The sequence below is a fragment of the Ochrobactrum sp. SFR4 genome, assembly GCF_019730395.1.
Classification (GTDB): Bacteria; Pseudomonadota; Alphaproteobacteria; order Rhizobiales; family Rhizobiaceae; genus Pseudochrobactrum.
The window spans coordinates 1-282 of the sequence record NZ_JAAPBB010000670.1 but is presented as its reverse complement, the minus strand read 5'-3'; the positions used below and the strand labels follow the sequence as shown (position 1 = coordinate 282).

General features: G+C 52.1%; 1 protein-coding gene. It reads left to right on the top strand.

Annotated elements, in window-relative coordinates:
- Positions 1-282, top strand: a 282-nt coding sequence (locus tag HBA93_RS20740) for a phage terminase large subunit family protein (RefSeq protein ID WP_221724530.1), incomplete at both ends; no start/stop codon positions are given.

The following is a 282-nucleotide window of genomic DNA, read 5'->3' as shown; positions in this document are numbered from 1 at the left end:
CGCGTACCATATTTGCGTGAGCCTCAGGATTGTCTGCATCCTGATCATCCTGCACGTCGATGCACTGCCCGCTGGGCTGCCCAGCTTGGTAAATCAACGGCAATCGAAAACTGGTTTTGCTTCATCGTTGATCAGGCACCCGGATCGATGATGATCGTGCTGCCGACACTGGACGAAGCGACAAAATTTAACCGCATTAAACTTCATCCGACAATTGAGGCCACACCGCGCATCAAACACAAAGTTTTGCCGGTTAACAGCCGCGATGAGCAGGGTTCAACC